Source organism: Candidatus Nanopelagicales bacterium (genome assembly GCA_030700225.1).
In the GTDB taxonomy this organism is placed as follows: Bacteria; Actinomycetota; Actinomycetes; order S36-B12.
On sequence record JAUYJT010000052.1, the window covers coordinates 17,574 to 34,674 of the forward strand.

18 protein-coding genes are annotated in these 17,101 nt (G+C 63.4%); 3 read left to right on the forward strand and 15 right to left on the reverse strand.

From position 1 onward, the window contains the following. Positions 1-22: 22 nt before the first annotated feature. From Q8P38_07690 to Q8P38_07720, 7 genes are all read right to left on the reverse strand, one after another. Positions 23-1,228, reverse strand: coding sequence for a VWA domain-containing protein (locus Q8P38_07690; protein ID MDP4014477.1), 1,206 nt, complete (start codon positions 1,226-1,228; stop codon positions 23-25). Positions 1,229-1,231: 3 nt separating this feature from the next. After that, on the reverse strand, positions 1,232-2,071 hold the full coding sequence (locus tag Q8P38_07695) for a MoxR family ATPase (protein MDP4014478.1): 840 nt from the start codon (positions 2,069-2,071) through the stop codon (positions 1,232-1,234). A 25-nt stretch (positions 2,072-2,096) separates the two neighbouring features. Next, positions 2,097-2,867: a glycerophosphodiester phosphodiesterase gene (locus Q8P38_07700; protein ID MDP4014479.1), complete on the reverse strand. Its 771-nt coding sequence runs from the start codon at positions 2,865-2,867 to the stop codon at positions 2,097-2,099. Between the two features lie 167 nt (positions 2,868-3,034). After that, positions 3,035-3,835 (reverse strand): hypothetical protein, encoded by an 801-nt coding sequence (locus Q8P38_07705; GenBank protein ID MDP4014480.1) that lies wholly within the window; start codon positions 3,833-3,835, stop codon positions 3,035-3,037. Further along, on the reverse strand, positions 3,804-4,574 hold the full coding sequence (locus Q8P38_07710; GenBank protein ID MDP4014481.1) for a hypothetical protein: 771 nt from the start codon (positions 4,572-4,574) through the stop codon (positions 3,804-3,806). The genes Q8P38_07705 and Q8P38_07710 overlap by 32 nt, the downstream gene beginning before the upstream one ends. Further along, the gene (locus tag Q8P38_07715) at positions 4,571-5,668 is read right to left on the reverse strand and encodes a DUF2804 domain-containing protein (GenBank protein ID MDP4014482.1); all 1,098 of its coding nucleotides are present in this window, start codon (positions 5,666-5,668) and stop codon (positions 4,571-4,573) included. The genes Q8P38_07710 and Q8P38_07715 overlap by 4 nt, the downstream gene beginning before the upstream one ends. Positions 5,669-5,705: 37 nt before the next feature. Next, a complete protein-coding gene (locus Q8P38_07720) occupies positions 5,706-7,220 on the reverse strand; it encodes an APC family permease (GenBank protein ID MDP4014483.1) in 1,515 nt (504 codons plus the stop codon). Positions 7,221-7,293: 73 nt separating this feature from the next. On the opposite strand from Q8P38_07720, the gene Q8P38_07725 reads away from it, so the two are divergent. Next, the gene (locus Q8P38_07725; protein MDP4014484.1) at positions 7,294-7,842 is read left to right on the forward strand and encodes a YbhB/YbcL family Raf kinase inhibitor-like protein; all 549 of its coding nucleotides are present in this window, start codon (positions 7,294-7,296) and stop codon (positions 7,840-7,842) included. A gap of 71 nt (positions 7,843-7,913) precedes the next feature. Then, a complete protein-coding gene (locus Q8P38_07730; GenBank protein ID MDP4014485.1) occupies positions 7,914-8,363 on the forward strand; it encodes a DUF4189 domain-containing protein in 450 nt (149 codons plus the stop codon). Positions 8,364-8,473: 110 nt separating this feature from the next. On the opposite strand, the gene Q8P38_07735 is transcribed toward Q8P38_07730, so the two are convergent. After that, positions 8,474-9,427 carry a glycoside hydrolase family 25 protein gene (locus Q8P38_07735; protein ID MDP4014486.1) on the reverse strand — a complete coding sequence of 318 codons (954 nt, stop codon included), beginning with the start codon at positions 9,425-9,427 and terminating at the stop codon, positions 8,474-8,476. 188 nt (positions 9,428-9,615) lie between these two features. Between Q8P38_07735 and Q8P38_07740 the strand changes: the two genes are divergently transcribed. Next, positions 9,616-10,575, forward strand: a complete 960-nt coding sequence (locus Q8P38_07740; GenBank protein MDP4014487.1) for a cellulose binding domain-containing protein — start codon at positions 9,616-9,618, stop codon at positions 10,573-10,575. Between the two features lie 150 nt (positions 10,576-10,725). On the opposite strand, the gene Q8P38_07745 is transcribed toward Q8P38_07740, so the two are convergent. From Q8P38_07745 to gcvH, 7 genes are all read right to left on the reverse strand, one after another. Next, complete coding sequence (locus Q8P38_07745; protein MDP4014488.1) at positions 10,726-11,190, reverse strand: DUF4442 domain-containing protein; 465 nt, start codon at positions 11,188-11,190, stop codon at positions 10,726-10,728. 9 nt (positions 11,191-11,199) lie between these two features. Beyond that, a complete protein-coding gene (gene gcvP, locus Q8P38_07750; GenBank protein ID MDP4014489.1) occupies positions 11,200-14,085 on the reverse strand; it encodes an aminomethyl-transferring glycine dehydrogenase in 2,886 nt (961 codons plus the stop codon). Positions 14,086-14,103: 18 nt separating this feature from the next. Beyond that, positions 14,104-14,685 carry a MerR family transcriptional regulator gene (locus Q8P38_07755; GenBank protein MDP4014490.1) on the reverse strand — a complete coding sequence of 194 codons (582 nt, stop codon included), beginning with the start codon at positions 14,683-14,685 and terminating at the stop codon, positions 14,104-14,106. A 72-nt stretch (positions 14,686-14,757) separates the two neighbouring features. Further along, positions 14,758-15,276, reverse strand: coding sequence for a bifunctional nuclease family protein (locus Q8P38_07760; protein ID MDP4014491.1), 519 nt, complete (start codon positions 15,274-15,276; stop codon positions 14,758-14,760). Between the two features lie 65 nt (positions 15,277-15,341). Beyond that, on the reverse strand, positions 15,342-16,079 hold the full coding sequence (locus tag Q8P38_07765; GenBank protein ID MDP4014492.1) for a MerR family transcriptional regulator: 738 nt from the start codon (positions 16,077-16,079) through the stop codon (positions 15,342-15,344). Further along, positions 16,079-16,591, reverse strand: a complete 513-nt coding sequence (locus Q8P38_07770) for an FHA domain-containing protein (GenBank protein MDP4014493.1) — start codon at positions 16,589-16,591, stop codon at positions 16,079-16,081. The genes Q8P38_07765 and Q8P38_07770 overlap by 1 nt, the downstream gene beginning before the upstream one ends. Positions 16,592-16,677: 86 nt before the next feature. Next, entirely contained in the window at positions 16,678-17,088 is a 411-nt protein-coding gene (gene gcvH, locus Q8P38_07775; GenBank protein ID MDP4014494.1) for a glycine cleavage system protein GcvH, read from the reverse strand. Positions 17,089-17,101: the final 13 nt, after the last annotated feature.

Genomic DNA, 17,101 nt, shown 5'->3' on the forward strand with positions numbered 1-17,101 from the left:
GCCGAAGTGGCGGCCCTGCGCTTCAGCGGCGAGCGCTCTTACCTCGGTTGAGACGGGCCATCGCCTCGGTCAATCCGTCAACTGTCATCGGGAACATGTCGAACACCTCCGCGACGTCCTGGATCGTGGTCCCGGTCCAGCGTGACAGCGGTTCTGGATTGAGCCAGACGCTTTGTCGAAAGTGATCTCTGAGCGTGCTCAGCCATTCCAGCCCGGAAACCGAGACGTCATCGTCCACCGAGAGCCGCCCGCTCTGAAGGAGCTCGTAAGGAGCCATGAACGCATCACCGACCATGATCAGCTTGTAGTGACTCCCGCATTCGCGTAGCAGGTCATGCACCCACTTGGGATCGGTGAAGCGGTCTGTCTCGTAGACCTTCCCGTACACGCAGTTGTGGAAGTAGTAGGTCCGCAGTTCTTTGAAGTGCGTGGACTTCTTGGTGGCGCTGAACAGCTGTGACATCAGTTGCGAGTACGGGTACATGGAGCCGCCGACGTCGATCAGCAAGATGACGTGCGTGTTGGGACGGATCGGGGGTCGGGTAACGATCTCGATCTCTCCGGCGTTGCGAGCCGTCTCGTCTATCGTGCGCTCGATGTCCAGCTCGACATCTGCTCCTTCCCGGACGAAAGCCCGGAGCCTGCGTAGTGCCACCTGCATCTGACGGATGTCGAGGTTCACGTCCGACCTGTAGGGACGGTAGTTCCGCGCGTCAGCGACGCGGATGGCGGACCGGCCACCGCCTGAAGTGCCGGTGCTGAGGCCCGCCTGCGACGTGCCCGCCTGGCCTAATGGGGAGCTGCCGCGCGTGCCGATCCAGTAGTTGCCTCCGTCGTGGCGTTCGGTCTGTTCCCTCATGCGTTCTTCGAACATCTGTAGCAGAGCTTCGATGTCGATCGGCTCCAGACGGTCGGTTTCAGCGAAGCCTCGCTCATCCATTTCCGCCGCTGCGGCGTCGAGCCATTCGCGTAGATCCTCCGACAACCGCGGAGACGGCATGTCCACGCCCTTGAACTCGGCCAGGAAAGCCCTGTCGAAAGCGTCCAGATGCCCTTCGTGGTGAATCAGAACGGCGCGGGCCGCGTAGTAGAAACCGTCCAGAGAACTGTCGTGCAGGCCGGCCATGAGCGCCTGCGCCAGCGCCAGCGCCTCCTGGGTTCCGACGGGGACACCCAGGTCGCGCAAGCGATACAGGAAACCGATGAACACCGGCCGGTCTTGGGTCATCGCTTAGTAGCGAGCGCGAGCGCGCCCGGAGAAGTAGTCAGAGTAGACGGCCAAGTCCTGCTCCTTCTTGAGCAAAGTCCCCAGGAAGGGCAGGTTCGTCCTCGGCGCGATGTCGTCGACTCCGGTGGTCTTCAACATGGCGATCCAGTCCACAAGCTCACTCGTGCTCGGCCTCTTTCGGAGTCGTTCCATCTTGCGAATGGCGTAGAACGTTTCGAGCGCTTGGCTGAGCAGCGACTGATTCAGGTTCGGGTGGTGAACTTCCACGATTCGGCTCATCAAGTCGGCTTCCGGGAAGTCGATGAAGTGGAACACGCACCGACGCAGGAAGGCATCGGGAAGCTCCTTCTCGGCGTTGCTCGTGATCACGACGACCGGCCTGTGGGCGGCGACGACTTCGTCACCTGTCTCGGGCACCGTGAACCGCATGCGGTCCAGTTCGTGCAACAGGTCGTTCGGGAATTCCAGGTCAGCCTTGTCGATCTCGTCGATCAGGAGTACGACCCTGGCTGGCGACTGAAAGGCCCGGCCGAGTGCGCCCATGTGGATGTACTCGCGGATATCGCGCACGTCGTGATCGCCGAATCTGCTGTCATACAACCTTTGGACCGTGTCGTAGTGGTACAGGCCCTCCTGCGCACGCGTCGTGCTCTTGACATTCCACGTGATCAGATCCAGGCCCTGCGATTCCGCGACCGCCTCGGCCAGTAGCGTCTTGCCCGTTCCTGGCTCGCCGCGAACCAGCAGGGGCTTCTGCAGGACCAGGGCGCACCGGACCGCTGTCTCGAGCGCCGGATTGGTCAGGTACGAGCGTGTTCCGGTGAATTCAGGTGTTGTCGTCACAGCGTCGAGGGTACGGCCTCGCCGACTAGGCCGCTTGGGTCCACTGCCCCCTGGCGATGAGTACGTCGCGCAAGAGGGTCGGACGATCCGTCATGATCGCGTCCACGCCCATGTCCAGAAGCCGGTTCATGGTCTCGCGATCATCCACGGTCCACACGTGCACTTGCCAGCCGTGTTCGTGGGCGGCGCTAATCAGTCGCGGCTCAGCGAGAAGCCGGCCGGCCACATGCTCCGGGATTTGCACGCAACTCACCGGTGGAGGTGACCAGCGGCGCAGTCGGCCCCGCATATGCATCCGGAAGGCCAGTACTTCCTGCGGCGACATCGACGACGAAAGACGCGGGCCCGCCATCCGTCTGACTCGCCGCAACCGCTCATGAGCGAAGGCGGCCACATTGATCCGGTTCCAGGCGTTGTGCGTTCGGATCACGTCCAGGAACGGGTCTATGGCGTTGGATTCCTTGATATCGAGGTTGAACCTGGTCGCGGGGAACTCGGACAACAGTTCCGTCAACCGCAAGATGGGGGAGCGGCCGTGGATTCGGGCCTGGCTGACCTGTCCCCAAGTCAGATCTCGGATGCGGCCTTCGACGTCAGTCGCCCGATCAAGGACGGCGTCGTGAAACACCACTGCCACGCCGTCGCGAGTGGCTCGCACGTCGGTTTCCAGGAATGAGTACCCCAAGTCCACAGCACGCCGGAAGGCGAGCGAGCTGTTCTGGGGTTGCTCCCAGGCGCCGCCACGATGGGCGATAGCCAGCGGCGGCCCCGCCAGCACCGGGTAGGATTTGGTCACATGCTCATTATCTTGTTTTGCCTGTGGCGTGAACGCCTGTCACAGTGATTGGTATGCGAGCCGATCCGCTACTGCCAGACGTCACTACTGACGAGACGCAGATTATCGATCCGCTGGCGGACGACTGGTACCTGACGGAATGTCCTCCGCATCACGGCTGATGTGAACTAGCCCTGCACCGCCGCCTCCCGAGCAGCCTCACGCCAACGAGCCGCGTGCTCGCGGCCCGCGACTCCGGCGTTGCCTCCCTGGGCCCAGATCGCTTCGTAGATCTGGAATTGGTCCCGCTCACCGGTCTCGGGATTCTGGGGATCTGCGGTTCGCGCGCCGAACGTCTCCGCGCGCGCTTTGATTCCCTTGAGCTGCTGAACAGCCATGATCGAATCCACGACCTCGAACCCGAGGGTGATGAAGGCGGCACCCGCACCTTCGGCAGTGCCGGATATCCGGATGACTAGCCGAGTGCCACTTGCCTTCGGATCCAATCTGATGTCCGTCACCATCCGGACAGTGGCACCGAGCATGTCGTCGCCGGGAACCCACCAGGTAGCGCCTCGGCCGGGTTCCAGGTCGCGCAGCCATCCGATCGCCGCCGCGTCACCGACCCGAGGTTCTGGGATCCACGAAACGATGTGCCGTGCCGACGCGATCCCGCCGTTGTCCAGACGGTCGTAGCTGTACCAGCCCGCACCTCGTCCCATTTGAGCCACCCACGGCCAAACCGTCTCCGGATCCGCTGCGATTGAGATCGCGCGCGTCATCCGCGTGCTGGCCTGCGTCCCGTGTGGGAAATAGGCGTCACCGGGCAAGGCCATGGCCTGTTCGTGCTCCGTGGCGCCCCAGCGTGTTCCGCGCCTGACCAAGATGGCGGCACCAAGGCCCGCACCGGCGAGAACCCCGCCCGAGAGCATCGCGATCTTCACGAGTAGCTCACCTTCATCGAGGGATCGCCGATCGAGCCGCTTCACGGATGTCAGCGACCCAACGGTCCGACATCAGCGCCGAAGGTCGCATTGCCAGGCTGCCTATCGCGAACCGGTCAGCACCGGCAGCCGCGAACTCCTCCACATCCTGCGGGGATCTGATTCCGCCGCCTCCGATGATCATGGCTTCCAGCCCTAACTCACTGCGGAGCCATCGCACACAAGCGATCGACAGCGGGAGCAGCGGCGCTCCGCTCATGCCACCGCGGGGGACCGGCAGAGTGTTGCAGGCATGGAACCACGTGACGCCGGACGCAGCGGCGTCGCCAGCCAGCTTCTCGAACCGGATGGGTGGCAGCTTGACGATGACTGGGACCCCGGTGGCCAGAGCATCGTCGAAGAGCGTGCTTGGCCAGGACATCTCCCCGACGTTTGGGCAGCTGATGTTCAGCTCGACCGCTAGGGGAGTGATCTTGGCGATTCGCCGCAGCAAGTAGGTCCAGTCGGCAGGTTCGAAGCCGTGGATGGACACGATCGACTGCTGGATACGTGGGCCATCGCCCAGCCGGTCGATACCTGGGTTCCGCAGACCGATCCGGTTGACCCAAGCGCCGAGGCGACGGTAGTAGCGCACGGTCAGCAACGCCCGCCCGAACGCGGCTGGACGGCCACCTCGGCGCGCGGCCGTGTAGGTGCCGAGAGTCGGCGTCGTCCCCGGAGGGTGAACGTAGTTCCCGAACGGAGCCGAGATGACTAGCGGCTGCACATCCGGGCCTGGCTTCACCAAAGCACGTCCTGATGCTCCACGACACCGGGCAGCGCGTCGATCTGGAGACGCTCGCCGTCGAACTCGACGGTCCCGCTGAAATGTCCGCTTGGCTGGATGAACTGGCTGCGCAGGATGCCCAGGTTCAGAGCCTCGGCGTGCACGGTGGCTGGCTGGAACACCAGATCGACGCTGCCGTCCAGTGTTCTGACCGTCCAGGGATGATCCGGTCGCGCCGGGTCGAATTCGATCCGGGCCGCCGGGTCCAGTGCCCGTAGCTGGCCGTCAAGCCAGATCCCGTTCTCTAGCGCGTTGTCACCGATTCCGGTGAACCCGCTGACCAGATTCAGCCCGATCGTGCGACCCTCGTCGCTACGGCCCGTAGTGAAGGCCCAGCGCCAGTTTGTGTGCCGGGGGAGGTAGCCGTTCGTGTAGTCGTAGCCGCCGAGCCCTCCCGTCAAGGGCAGGGTCGTGGTTCTACCGTCCGCGCGGATGGTGAGTTGCCCGGTGGTTGGCAGGGCGGCGTTCTTCACCGTGGTCGATACCAGCGGCCTGCCGTCATTGATCTCGGACACCGCGGTCAGTCCCGGGTGAACGTCTGTGCTTAGCCGCAGATCAAGTTCAACCCACGGCTCGCTCGCCATTGGCACGAACGGGAATCTGTGGATCGTCGCCGTCACCGTTAGCTCATGCTTGTCGCCGGATATCGCCATGCTCGTTCCGGGCATCGTGTAGCGCGAGCGATGCCCGGCTATCGGCCGGTCGTTGACTGAAACCATGGGACGCATACCGCCGGGCCGACTCGTGTCGGCGAGGACCTCGCCGGTTGCCCGGTCCGTGGCCATGAGGAAAGCCGTGCCGGTGGGTCCCGCGTCGACGATCGCGGCGATCAGGACCACTTCGTCGGTCGCGGCGAATACGTACATCCACTTCTTGTGGCGCAGGAATCGACCGACCGGGTTCCTGGAATGACGACCAGTCAGCCCCGAGAAGTCGGTCGCTTCCGGAGCTCCGGTGAACATGCCGAAATTCGGCTTGCCTTCGGCGTCGAGGACCGAGTTGGGAGAGGCGGGGATGGCGTCAGGCTGCTGCTTCCCGCGAGTCTGGGTCACACGACCAAAGTAGCCCACGAGCCTTGGAACCGTCTGATCAGATCAGTTCCTTTGCGAGGTCGGGGTCCACTTCGGTCTTCCAGGAGGGCTTGCGGAAGATCCAGAACACGAACGGCATCGCTACGAAGGCGGCCGTGCCAAAGAACAGAACCGCGATGTACAGGCCAGCTGGCATCCCCTCAGCCTCCGCGCTCGGGGAGAACGAGATAAGGAGCCCAAGAACACACACCAGGATGCCTATGATGGCGACCGCCCAAAGTCCGACTTTCTTGCCGGGGATTGTGTACGGGCGCTCGACGTCCGGGTGGGTGTACCGAAGCTTGACTACCGCGGCCATCATCAAGATGTACATGATCAACGTCATGTTGGTCTGGATCAGCGCGAACATGAACCACGCGTTCTGCACAGTCCCGAGGAACGCGTATCCCAGGGACAGTACCGAACTTATCGACGCCTGCGCGATGATTATCGCTACGGGCATCTTGGATGCGTTCATCTTCTGGAGCAGTGGCGGCAGGTTCCCGCCCTGACGCCCGGCGACCATCAGGCCGCGCGATGGGCCGTTGATGATCTGGACCAGGGCCGCGATGAGACCAGTGACCACCATGAATGCGAACACCGGAGCCAGCCAGCCGAAGTTGAACTGGTTGAAGATCACGCTGGCGGATTCAACGAGACCGACAACAATGTCTATTTTGTCCGACGGGATGATAATGGCGATGGCGAGCGTCAGAGGCGCGAACAGAATGAAACACAGAGCGACGGCGATCAGGTTCGCCCTCGGTATCGTCTTGGCGGGATCGCGCACGTCGCTACCGTGAATCGCCGCGATCTCGATGCCCGAGAACATCAGCAGGGCACCGGATATGAAGGCGATGTTGCTCCACTGGATGTCTGGGATCAGAGCCGCTGGGCTTACTTCCATCGCCGGTGCGTTGCCTTGCGCTAGGAACGCTGCCGCGAACACAACCAACAGGACTGCCGGGATCACCGTCCCGGCTATGACTGAGTACCACGCGAAGGCGCTGGCGACCCTCAAGCCGCGCAGCGCCATCGCGGCGGCGAGCCAGGTGACCATGATGATGACGAGGATCAAGAGGATGGGCCGACCAGGGTGGTCCGGGTTGGTCAGCTCCGGGTTGATGGCGAACGCGGTCTGCAGCGTGATCGTGCCCATGATCCCAGGCCATGCCACCACGAAGTTGGCCCACTCCAGCCAGATGATCATGAATCCGGCGCCTTCGCCGAACGCGAGCCTGGTCCACACGTAGATACCGCCGGTTCTCGGCCAACCGGCGCCCATCTCGGCTGATGCCATGGCAGTGGGCCCAAGGAACAAGACAATGGCCGCTACGAAGAGCAGGATCGCCCCGAGGCCGAACTTGGCCAGTTGGGGCGTCGTGTTCACGTTGGCGAGGAAGGCGAACGTGAAGATTCCCAGACCTACGACACCAAATACCTTGGCGGGTTTGGGTGCGCCCGGACGAGGCTTGTCGGCTTCGGAATCGCCTAGCTCGGTCGCGTCGTCAGCCATCTCGCCTTCGCGCGTCATTGCAACACCCTAGGGCCTAGTGAGACGATCTTGACGCTTTTCATACACTGGGCGCGGACATTGGAGGTCAGCTATGAGACTCGATCGTCCTGAAGCCCCCCACCCGCACGACGCGTTGCCGGTCGTTCCATCGTTCAGTGTCGAGAGCGACTCACTGGAGCATGGCGAGCCACAGGGCCTCGCGCATGCCCATGAAGGCGCCGGTGGACAAAACGTCTCGCCGCACCTGAGATGGTGGGGATTCCCGGCCGAGACGCGCTCCTTCGCGGTAACCTGCTTCGATCCGGACGCCCCAACCGGGTCGGGTTGGTGGCACTGGCTCGTGATCGACATTCCCGCGACGGTGACCGAATTGGAGCCAGGAGCGGGGGATCCGGACAAGGATGCGCTGCCCCCGGGTGCGGTACAGATCCGAAACGACTACGGCGAGCCTAGTTACGGTGGGTCCTCTCCGCCGCCTGGAGACCGGCCGCACCGGTACGTCTACACGGTTCACGCTCTGGATGTGCCCAAGCTGGGTATTGGCCCTGACGTCACCGCTGCGATCTGTGGGTTCAATCTGACGGCGCACACGCTCGCTCGAGCCAGTGTGACTACGACGTTTCAGGTGAAGTCGATCTGAAATTGGACCACCGTGCGTTTGCCCCGGCACTCTTGCGTCCGTACCGTTGTTATTGACTGAAAGGGGTAGCAATGTCCGTTTTCCGTACGCGTCTGGTCATCTTGCTAGCTTCACTCGCCGTTCTAGGCTCCGCTCTGGTGGCGGGGACGTCCGCTGGGGCTGCCAGCCCGCCAACCACGGCTCAGCAACCTGATAGGTCCGTTTCGACCTACCGCAACAACTTTGGTGCGATCTCGCTGGCGTTCAAGGGTGGCGCGGTCGGATGGTCCTACGACTACTCGACGCGCAAGAAGGCCGTGAAGCGGGCGCATCGGCAGTGCAGGTCTCGTTCAAGTACGAAGTGCACAAAGATCGCTTGGGTCCGTAACGGATGCCTGGCGGTGGCGGTTCGCTGGAGTGGAAGCAACGTCACTTACTACGGCTGGGCCGTTCGTGGCAGCAAGAAGAAGGCCTACAGGGCGGCTAAGAGAGAGTGCGGCGGTAAGTGTGTCCGCCGCGCCTTCACGTGCACCACGCGCTAGATAGTTCCTGGGTGTCGAGCCGTCCAGACGGTGGTCGATCTCGGGATTCTGCGGATCGCCGATAAGTTACATTATGTAAAGTCGGGCGTGGATCGTTCAGCCCAACAGGTCTAGCGGTATCCCCCGGCCTTTCCGCGTTTGTTGTAACCCGGCCCGAGTCCATACTTGCCCCGCTTCTTCCAGGGCACCTTCGCCATGCGGAGAAGACCCCGCTTCTTCCCCATGAACACATTCAGATCGGAGATGCGATTCGCGCTGCCGTCCTGGGCGATGCCAACGCTGCCGCCGCCTTGGACGCGTCCGACACTGCTGAACTGCCAGAACTTCGCCTCGCGCATGCCAGGCTGAGGCGTCGGCGTCGAGTGGCCGCGCGTCCATTGCGCTTGCCAGAACGGGTACTTGCCGAGTCCGGCGTCCGGCTGTAACCGCGTGTTGATGAAGTAGTTGTAGCTGTAGATGATTGGCTTGCGGTGCGTGAGCCGATGGGCGGTTGAAAGCCAAGTGAGCGCCCAGCTCGTCAGCTGTTCCTTGCTCAGAGACCAGGGCGCGAGCTCTAGGTCCAGCACCAGCGGCAGATCTCCTCGCCGCAGCCGCCCGACCCGGGCGGCGGCAGCGGTGGCCTGTTCGATCGCGTCGGTTTCAAGGTTGGCGACCTTCTTCGTGGGAACGGCGTACTGGTACCCGCCGACCAAGATCCCTTGCGCCTTCGCGGCGGCCCTGTCCACCGACCACCAGTGGGCAAGGTCTTGATCGGCATCGACAGACGGTCGTCCGTCGGAAGCCTTCATGAAGATGAACCGCACGCCCGCGCGCTTCAGCTTCTTGATGTTGAGCGGATATGGGCCGAGATGGTTCCAGTAGGAGATGTCGACGCCGCGGATCATCTTGTATTTGCCGCGGATGACGCGCTTGAAGCCCTGCTGATTCCAGCGTGTGGCTTCTGTTGAGTCCGACGCGACGGGGCGCGTTTCCGGGGATGTGTCGGGCACGCCAGCGTACAGAGCCGAGCCGAGCAGCCCTGCCGCAGTTATCAACGCGACAGCGCTAGCAGTTGGCTTGGACATTCAAACCTCCAGATGCTTGGCTGACACGTTCGATGCTAACTCGGGGTTGCGGGGCGAGCTGACAATGCGCCCCGGCGCGGCGCACTGGGACGGGAATGCTGCTGCAGACGGGTGCTACTCCCCCGCTCGGGTTGGATCGGTCGCCCACCGAGCCCATACTGAGGCAAGACTCCAGGGCGAGGCGGAAGATGGCTGACATCAGGCGGTCCGCGGTGGCTATGTTGACGGGCGCGCTGATCCTTTCGCTCGGCGTGGCTGCTCCGGGCGTGGCGCTCGCGGACGAGGGAATCACCGTCCGATGGACCGTCGTCTCCGATTCTGGCGCGGAGTTCACGGTGTCTGGAGATGTCCGGAATGGGACATCTGCGGCAATTGTCGATCCGGCAGTGGTGATCCCGTTCGCGCATACGGTTTCCCAGGTGACAGGGATGCTGAGCGTTCAGGACGGTTCATCTCTAACGCTTCAGGCCACTCCCGGTACTGCTCTTCAGCCTGGAGAGGGCATCGGGTTCACGTTGTCGGTCGCTAGCGGCGCACCGGTGAGCCGGGTGCCGAGCACATGCTCGTCCGAGGACGTGGAATGCGAACTAGTCATCATCGAAGCGACGCCGGACGCAGAGGAGTCTGGGTCAGAGGAAGGCCCAACCGAGCCACCCAGTGAAGAGCCGCAAGAGCCGATACCTGGCACTGATGACGATGATCCCCCGGCCGACGAGCAGCCTGAACCGCTCCCAAGCGAGGACGACGCGCCGCCTGGCCCGAGCGAGGCGTCTGTGCCCGAAGGTCCTTCCACAGAATCCGGCCAGAATCACGCGGCTCACTTGCGAGTGACGGTTGAGAGATCCAGTGACTGGGGCGCCGGTCAGGTCGCTGCCGTGACTGTACGCAACGAGGGGCCATCGCCGATTCGCGAGTGGGCTGTTGAGTTCGACTGGCGGGTCCAAGTCGTGCAGATGTGGAACGCGGCCTCAACGTCAGGCGGCGGCGTCGTTCGATCCTCAAGCATGTCGTGGAACGGTTCGCTGGCGCCGGGCGAGGCCGCGCAAGTCGGGTTGATCGCGTCGCCGGGGGGCGTCGCACCAGTCGGGGATTCTTGCAGTGCAACCAGCGACGCCGGTCGCACAACTTGCACTCTGGTGTTGGACTGACAGAGCTGACTGGGCTGGAGCCCGACCCGGCCCATCGCGGAAACGGCCGCTCCGCACAAAGGCGAATGTTTGGGTACAGACGCGCCCGTTGCAACGGTCGTTTCTGTAGTTAGCGGCCGCTTCTGGCGGTAGGGGGGCGGGACGTGAAGCTCAGGCGGGGTGGGCCTTGGGTCGGATCGGTTTGAGCGTCCAGACCACAGTCATCTCGCCGGTTCGTGTGCCGTCTTCCGCCGCGATGTCGATGTCGACACGAAACTCGGGTCGCTTCCCCTCCGCGAGTTCGGCCAGGACATCCTCGGCGTCCCGGGACATTCGGGCGGTCGCCGTCACTGGGCCGAGTGCAAGCTTCAGATACCGGATTCGCGCTTCCACAGCGAGCGGAACCACCTCCCCGAGGTGCTCACCGAAGTTCGCCAGAACCAGCGCCCCCGAAGCCGACTCCCCCAGAGTGAACATCGCGCCCGCGTGTGGACCGCCGACGTGGTTGCGATAGGCCGAGTTGTCCGGCATCCGCATCACCGCTGTCGTAGGCGTCAGGTCCACGAACTCCAATCCCAGCGTCGCGACCATGGGCACTTGGGCAGGAAGGCCTGCTTTGACTGCTTCGAGATCCATGCCGAGACCCTAGTCCCGCACCGGTGGAAGCGCGCACACGAGGTTCCTGTCGCCGAAAGCCTGGTTGATACGCGCGACAGGCGGCCAGTACTTGTCGTGTGATAACCCCTCAACTGGGAAGACAGCGACTTGCCGAGAGTACGGGCGATCCCACGTGCCCACAAGCGACGCGGCAGTGTGAGGGGCTCGGCGCAACGGCGATTCCTGGGCGGTCCACTCCCCCGCTTCGATCTGGTCGATCTCACGCCTGATCGACAGCATCGCGTCGCAGAAGCGATCCAGCTCGGCCAACGACTCGCTCTCAGTCGGTTCGATCATCAACGTCCCAGAAACCGGGAACGACAACGTTGGCGCGTGGAACCCGTAGTCGATCAGCCGCTTCGCGATGTCCTCAGCGGTGATGCCAGTGGCACGAGTGATCGGCCGCACGTCCACGATGCACTCGTGGGCGACAAGGCCTGATCGTCCGGTGAACAGAACCGGGTACTCCTTCGAGATCCGGCGGGCCACGTAGTTGGCGTTCAGGATGGCCGCCTCGGTGGCTCGGCGCAGCCCGTCGGCGCCCATCATCCTTATGTACGCCCACGGGATCGGCAGAATCCCGGCGCTCCCCCACGGCGCTCCGGAAACCGGTCCGATTCCCCCATCCGTGTACCCCCTGCCGACGGGCCCTGCTTCGGGGCGCACGGGGTGCGATGGAAGATAGGGGGCCAAGTGAGCCTTCACTCCGATCGGCCCTACGCCGGGCCCCCCTCCACCGTGCGGGATCGCGAAGGTCTTGTGGAGGTTGAGGTGACCGGCGTCGGCGCCGAGTGAGCCAGGCTTGGCGATTCCGACAAGAGCGTTGAGATTAGCGCCGTCCATGTACACCTGGCCGCCAGCTTCGTGCACAAGGTCGCACAAGGTCCTGATGTCGTCTTCGAAGACTCCATGGGTCGACGGATACGTGATCATCAGCGCGGCGATCCGGTTACCCGAGTCCTTCAGGTGGCGGCGCAGGTCGTCGGCGTCCACGTCGCCGCTGTCGCCGCAGGCCACCGTCTGAACCCGCAGCCCAGCCATCGCGGCGCTGGCCGCGTTCGTGCCATGGGCGCTGCTGGGAATCAAACAGATGTCCCGATCAGCATCTCCCCGGTCCCGATGAAACGCCCGAATAGCCAAGAGCCCGGCGAACTCGCCCTGCGCACCCGCGTTCGGCTGCACCGACACCGCGTCGTATCCGCTGATTTCCGCCAGCCACGCCTCGAGCTGCGCGATCAGATCCCGGTAGCCGGTGACTTCATGCGAGGGCGCGAAGGGATGAATGTCCGCGAAACCTGGCCACGAGATCGGTTCCATCGCGGCAGCCGCGTTTAGCTTCATGGTGCACGAACCCAGCGGGATCATGCAGCGGTCAAGGGCTATGTCACGTTCAGCGAGGCGTCGCAGGTAGCGCGACATCTCAGTCTCGGAGGCGTAGTCGTGGAATACGCGTTGGGTCAGGTACGCGGACTCACGCCGCAACTCCAGCGGGATCGCCTCTGAGTCGTCAGTCTCCGGGTGTGGTACCGAGTCAGCCAAAGCTCGGCCGAACTCGGGCACAGCGGCTGCTATTCCGTGCCACACACCCATGACGTGATCCATCGTGGTGAGTTCATCGGATGTGACGCTGGCGGTGTCGCGGTCCATCACGCGAATGCCAATCCCAAGGCGCTGGATCTCGCGGGCGACTGCTTGGGCACGGCCTGGGACACCGAACGCGACGGTGTCGAAGAAGTGTTCATGCAGCAGTTCGATGCCGCCTGCCCGCAGTCCCTGAGCGAGGGCGTAGGCGTGGGAGTGGGCACGTTCGGCGATGGCTCTGAGCCCGTCGGGTCCGTGGTAGACCGCGAATGAGCCGGCCATGACGGCCAGAAGTACCTGAGATGTGCAGATGTTGCTCGTGGCATTCTCGCGCCGGATGTGCTGCTCGCGGGTTTGTAGGGCCAGGCGCAACGCGGACCGGCCTTCCTCGTCGACGCTCACCCCGACGAGTCGTCCCGGTATTAGTCGCTCAAGACCGGCGCGCACACTCATGAATCCAGCGTGAGGACCACCGAATCCCATTGGGACGCCGAATCTCTGGGCGGAGCCCACGGCTATGTCCACCCCAAGCTCCCCCGGCGGCCGCAGCAACGTCAGTGCCAGCAGGTCCGTAGCCATGCACACAGTCATCTTGGCGCTCTTGGCCGAGGCCACGACTTCGGACACGTCGTTGATCAGTCCGCTGCTCGTGGGGTAGGAGATCAGCATCCCGAAGCCGCTGCCGATCCCATCGCGGCGCAGGTCGCGCACATCAAGCTGGATGCTCATGGGCTCGGCCCGCGTGCGCAGGACCGCGATTGTTTGCGGGTGAGTGTCGGCGTCGACAACGAATGTCGCGGAATCCGGACCTGTCACGCGACGCGCCAGTGCCATCGCTTCGGCAGCGGCGGTGGGCTCGTCGAGCAGAGATGCGTTGGAGATCGGCAGAGCCGTTAGCTCGGCGATCATCGTCTGGAAGTTCAGCATGGCTTCCAGGCGCCCTTGGGAGATTTCGGGCTGGTAGGGGGTGTATGAGGTGTACCACGCGGGGTTCCTTAGGACTCCCCGGCGGATGACCGCGGGTGTCTCGGTTCGGTGATAGCCGAGCCCGATAAGTGGAACCGTGACTTTGTTGCGAGACGCGAGTCCCCGCAGTTCGGCGAGGACGTCTGGTTCGCTGCACGCATCTGGGAGCCGTAGGCGCGTGTCGAGGATTCCCGGGGGGACCGCGGAGTTGAGCAGGTCCTCTACCGACCCAAATCCCATCAGATCGAGCATCTTGCGGGCGTCAGCCGATGACGGCCCTATGTGCCGCTGCGAGAAGGCCCACCTTGTTGGACCTAAGTCATCCACCAGGCCCCCAGACTCGCGTTAGCCAGTGCGCAACGATCTTCGCGCGGCCAACTCATCTACTATTCCGTCGGGTGCTACGACGTCCCCTCCCGGTGACACCCCCGGAAGCAACGCGAGCGACCCCTCAACCTCGCGCCACACACTACCCACCGCGATTCCGAACACGCCTTGCCCCCCGTGGACAAGGTCAATCACTTCATGCTCGCTCGTGCACTCGTATACGGTCGCCCCGTCGCTCATCAGCGTGATCTGAGTGAGGTCCGCGTCGCGGTTCGCGGATAGATGTTTGACCGCCGCTCGGATGTTTGGCAGGGAGACACCCGCGTCGATCAAGCGCTTGACTATGCGCAGAACGAGGATGTCGCGAAAGGAGTAGAGGCGCTGCGAGCCCGAGCCTGATGCTGGTCTGATCGATGGCTCCAGCAAGCCCGTGCGAGCCCAGTAGTCGAGTTGACGGTAGGTGATGCTGGCCGCGCTGCAGGCGATGGGCCCTCGGTAGCCGACGTCATCGGCGAGGGGTCGCAGTTCCCGGTCGTCGAACAGGGCCGCTTGCGCGCCCTCGCCCTGCTGCTCGCCCACGTGGTTCCCCTCTGCGCTCATTCGCTCAACCATCCCACATCTTGTCTGTATTCGGGGTGTGCCGACACGGACATTGCGGACGTAAATGCGAGTTCAGCTACCCGAAGGCGCATCGGTGCCACCGCCAGTCTGAAAGTCCTCTGGCGTTATCTGGTCGAGGAACTCGCGGAACCGTTCGACTTCCTGTTCTTGCTCGGCTTCGTCTCCAGGCTCGGCCTGTTCCTCGATAGCGACCCCCGCGCTGTCCAAGAGCTCCTCGCTGGCCTCTACGGGTGTCCCGGTTCTTAGAGCGATAGCGATCGCGTCGGACGGCCGCGCGCTGACCTCGAGGCCGGACTTGAACACCATCGTCGCGAAGAAGACGCCATCCTCCAAATGCGTAATCTGGATTACCTTCAGTGGCTCCTTCAGGGCCTCCAACATGTCCCGTATCAAGTCGTGTGTCATTGGTCTTGGCGGAGTGACGCCCTCTTGGGCGAAGGCGATGGCTGTAGCCTCGACGGTCCCGATCCAGATGGGCAGGTAGCGTGAAGTGCCGGTCTCCCTCAACAGAACGACGGGCTGGTTCGACGGCATCTCCAGACGAACTCCGACGACATCAACTGGCCGCACTCCGCCACTGTAGTGCGTGAAGGGTTCGTTCACACTCCCAATGCTCCTGGTGCGGGAGCGACGCGTCACCGAAGGGATGCCAGCCCAGCCGCGAGCAAACAGCGATGCATCTCGGTGAACGCCTCTACCATCGCGGTCGCGGCATCTCGCGTGCGCGCCCGGTCGCCGGTGAAGGGGGCGACGGCGTTGACTACGAGGCCGGCCTCCCTCGCGGCCGCGGCCTTCATCGACCTGATGTGCCTATCATCGAAGCCCAGCGCGCTGAGAGTCTTCGACGCGCGACACACGTGAACTGTCGTCGGGTCGAATCGCCCCGAACGATCCGGTGCGACGATGTGCGCCTTCTCCAGGATCTCCAGATCGTTAGAGCTCAAGCCGCTCAGCCGTTGGACGTCCCACCTGTTCAGCGGGCCAGCTGGGATTGAGTCGAAAACGCGATCTGGGCCAGGATTTGACGGGTCGGCGCGTTTGGCGGTTTCCGCCGGTGGGCTCGCCTGGACGGGCGCGGGTTGATTGAGAGCTTCGGCGAGGGTTCCGTCGGAGAGCTTGTCCTTGATTACCCTCAGCGGCAAGTAGTGGTCCCGCTGCGCTGTCAGGATAAGCCGCAGGCGAGCGACGTCAGCGGACGTGAACCGTCTGTACCCGTTACGAGCGCGGTTCGGGGCCACTAGCCCCTCGGACTCCAGGAAGCGGATCTTGGAGATGGAGACGTCGGGGAAGTCCCTCATCAGCTCAGCGAGCACGGCTCCTATCGAGCCGGTCCCCGTTGAGCCAGTGGCGACCGAGATCGGACTCGCGCTCATCAAGCGGGAGCTTGGTAGAAGACGAAACGGTACTTGCCTATCTGGACCTCGTCTCCGGAGCGCAGCAACGCAGATTCTGTCCGGGTCCGGTTCACATACGATCCGTTCAGGCTCGCTACGTCACTGAGCATCCAGCCGTCCTCGGTGCGCGTGATCTCAGCGTGACGACGACTCACGGTCACGTCGTCGAGGAACACCGAGGCATCAGCTGCCCGACCCACGCTGACCTCCGACTGGTTCAACGGGAAGCGCGCCCCTTCGTCGGCTCCACGGATAACCACGAGCACGCCGTCGCCGGGAGCGATCCCGGTTAGGACTTCAGGATCGATGACAGGCACTGGATCACCGAACTGAGTCGATGACGAAGCCACGGTTTCGCCTGACCGGTCGAGTTCGGCACCGCAGGAGCTGCAGAATCGGCTGCCTGGTTCGATGACGCGGTGACAGCTTGAACAGCGGGTGATCTCGATGTTGGCGGTGCGTTCCGCCTCTGACTCTGGCTGGTTGCTCATGTGCCCCCTCGAAGGATCACGACGCCCCACCCGTCGAACCTAGAACCGACCGGGGTCGAGGTCAAGCATAAGGGTCAAGTTGAGGTTCAGACAGCGCTGGTCAGGGCCTCGTACTCACCAGGCTCCAGCAGGCCGGTGGCTGGGGTGGTCAGCTCCGCGACCAGTAGCCAGCCAGAGCCGTATGGGTCGGAGTTGACTAGCTCAGGTTTGTCCTCGAGCCGGTCGTTCCGCTCGGTGACAACTCCCTCAATGGGACTGAATACTTCGCTGACGCTCTTGGTCGACTCAACTTCGCCACAAGACTTTCCTGGCTCCAGGGCTTGACCAACGTCCGGCAGGCTGATGAACACGATGTCGCCCAACGACTCCTGGGCGAAGTCCGTGATCCCGACCCTGACGGTCTTGGAGTCTGGGTTGATACGCACCCACTCGTGGTCCGGTGTGTACAGCAAGTCTTGAGGTACCAAGGCGTCCTCCCGCGGAGATGATCGTGACACTCGCTCGATTGGA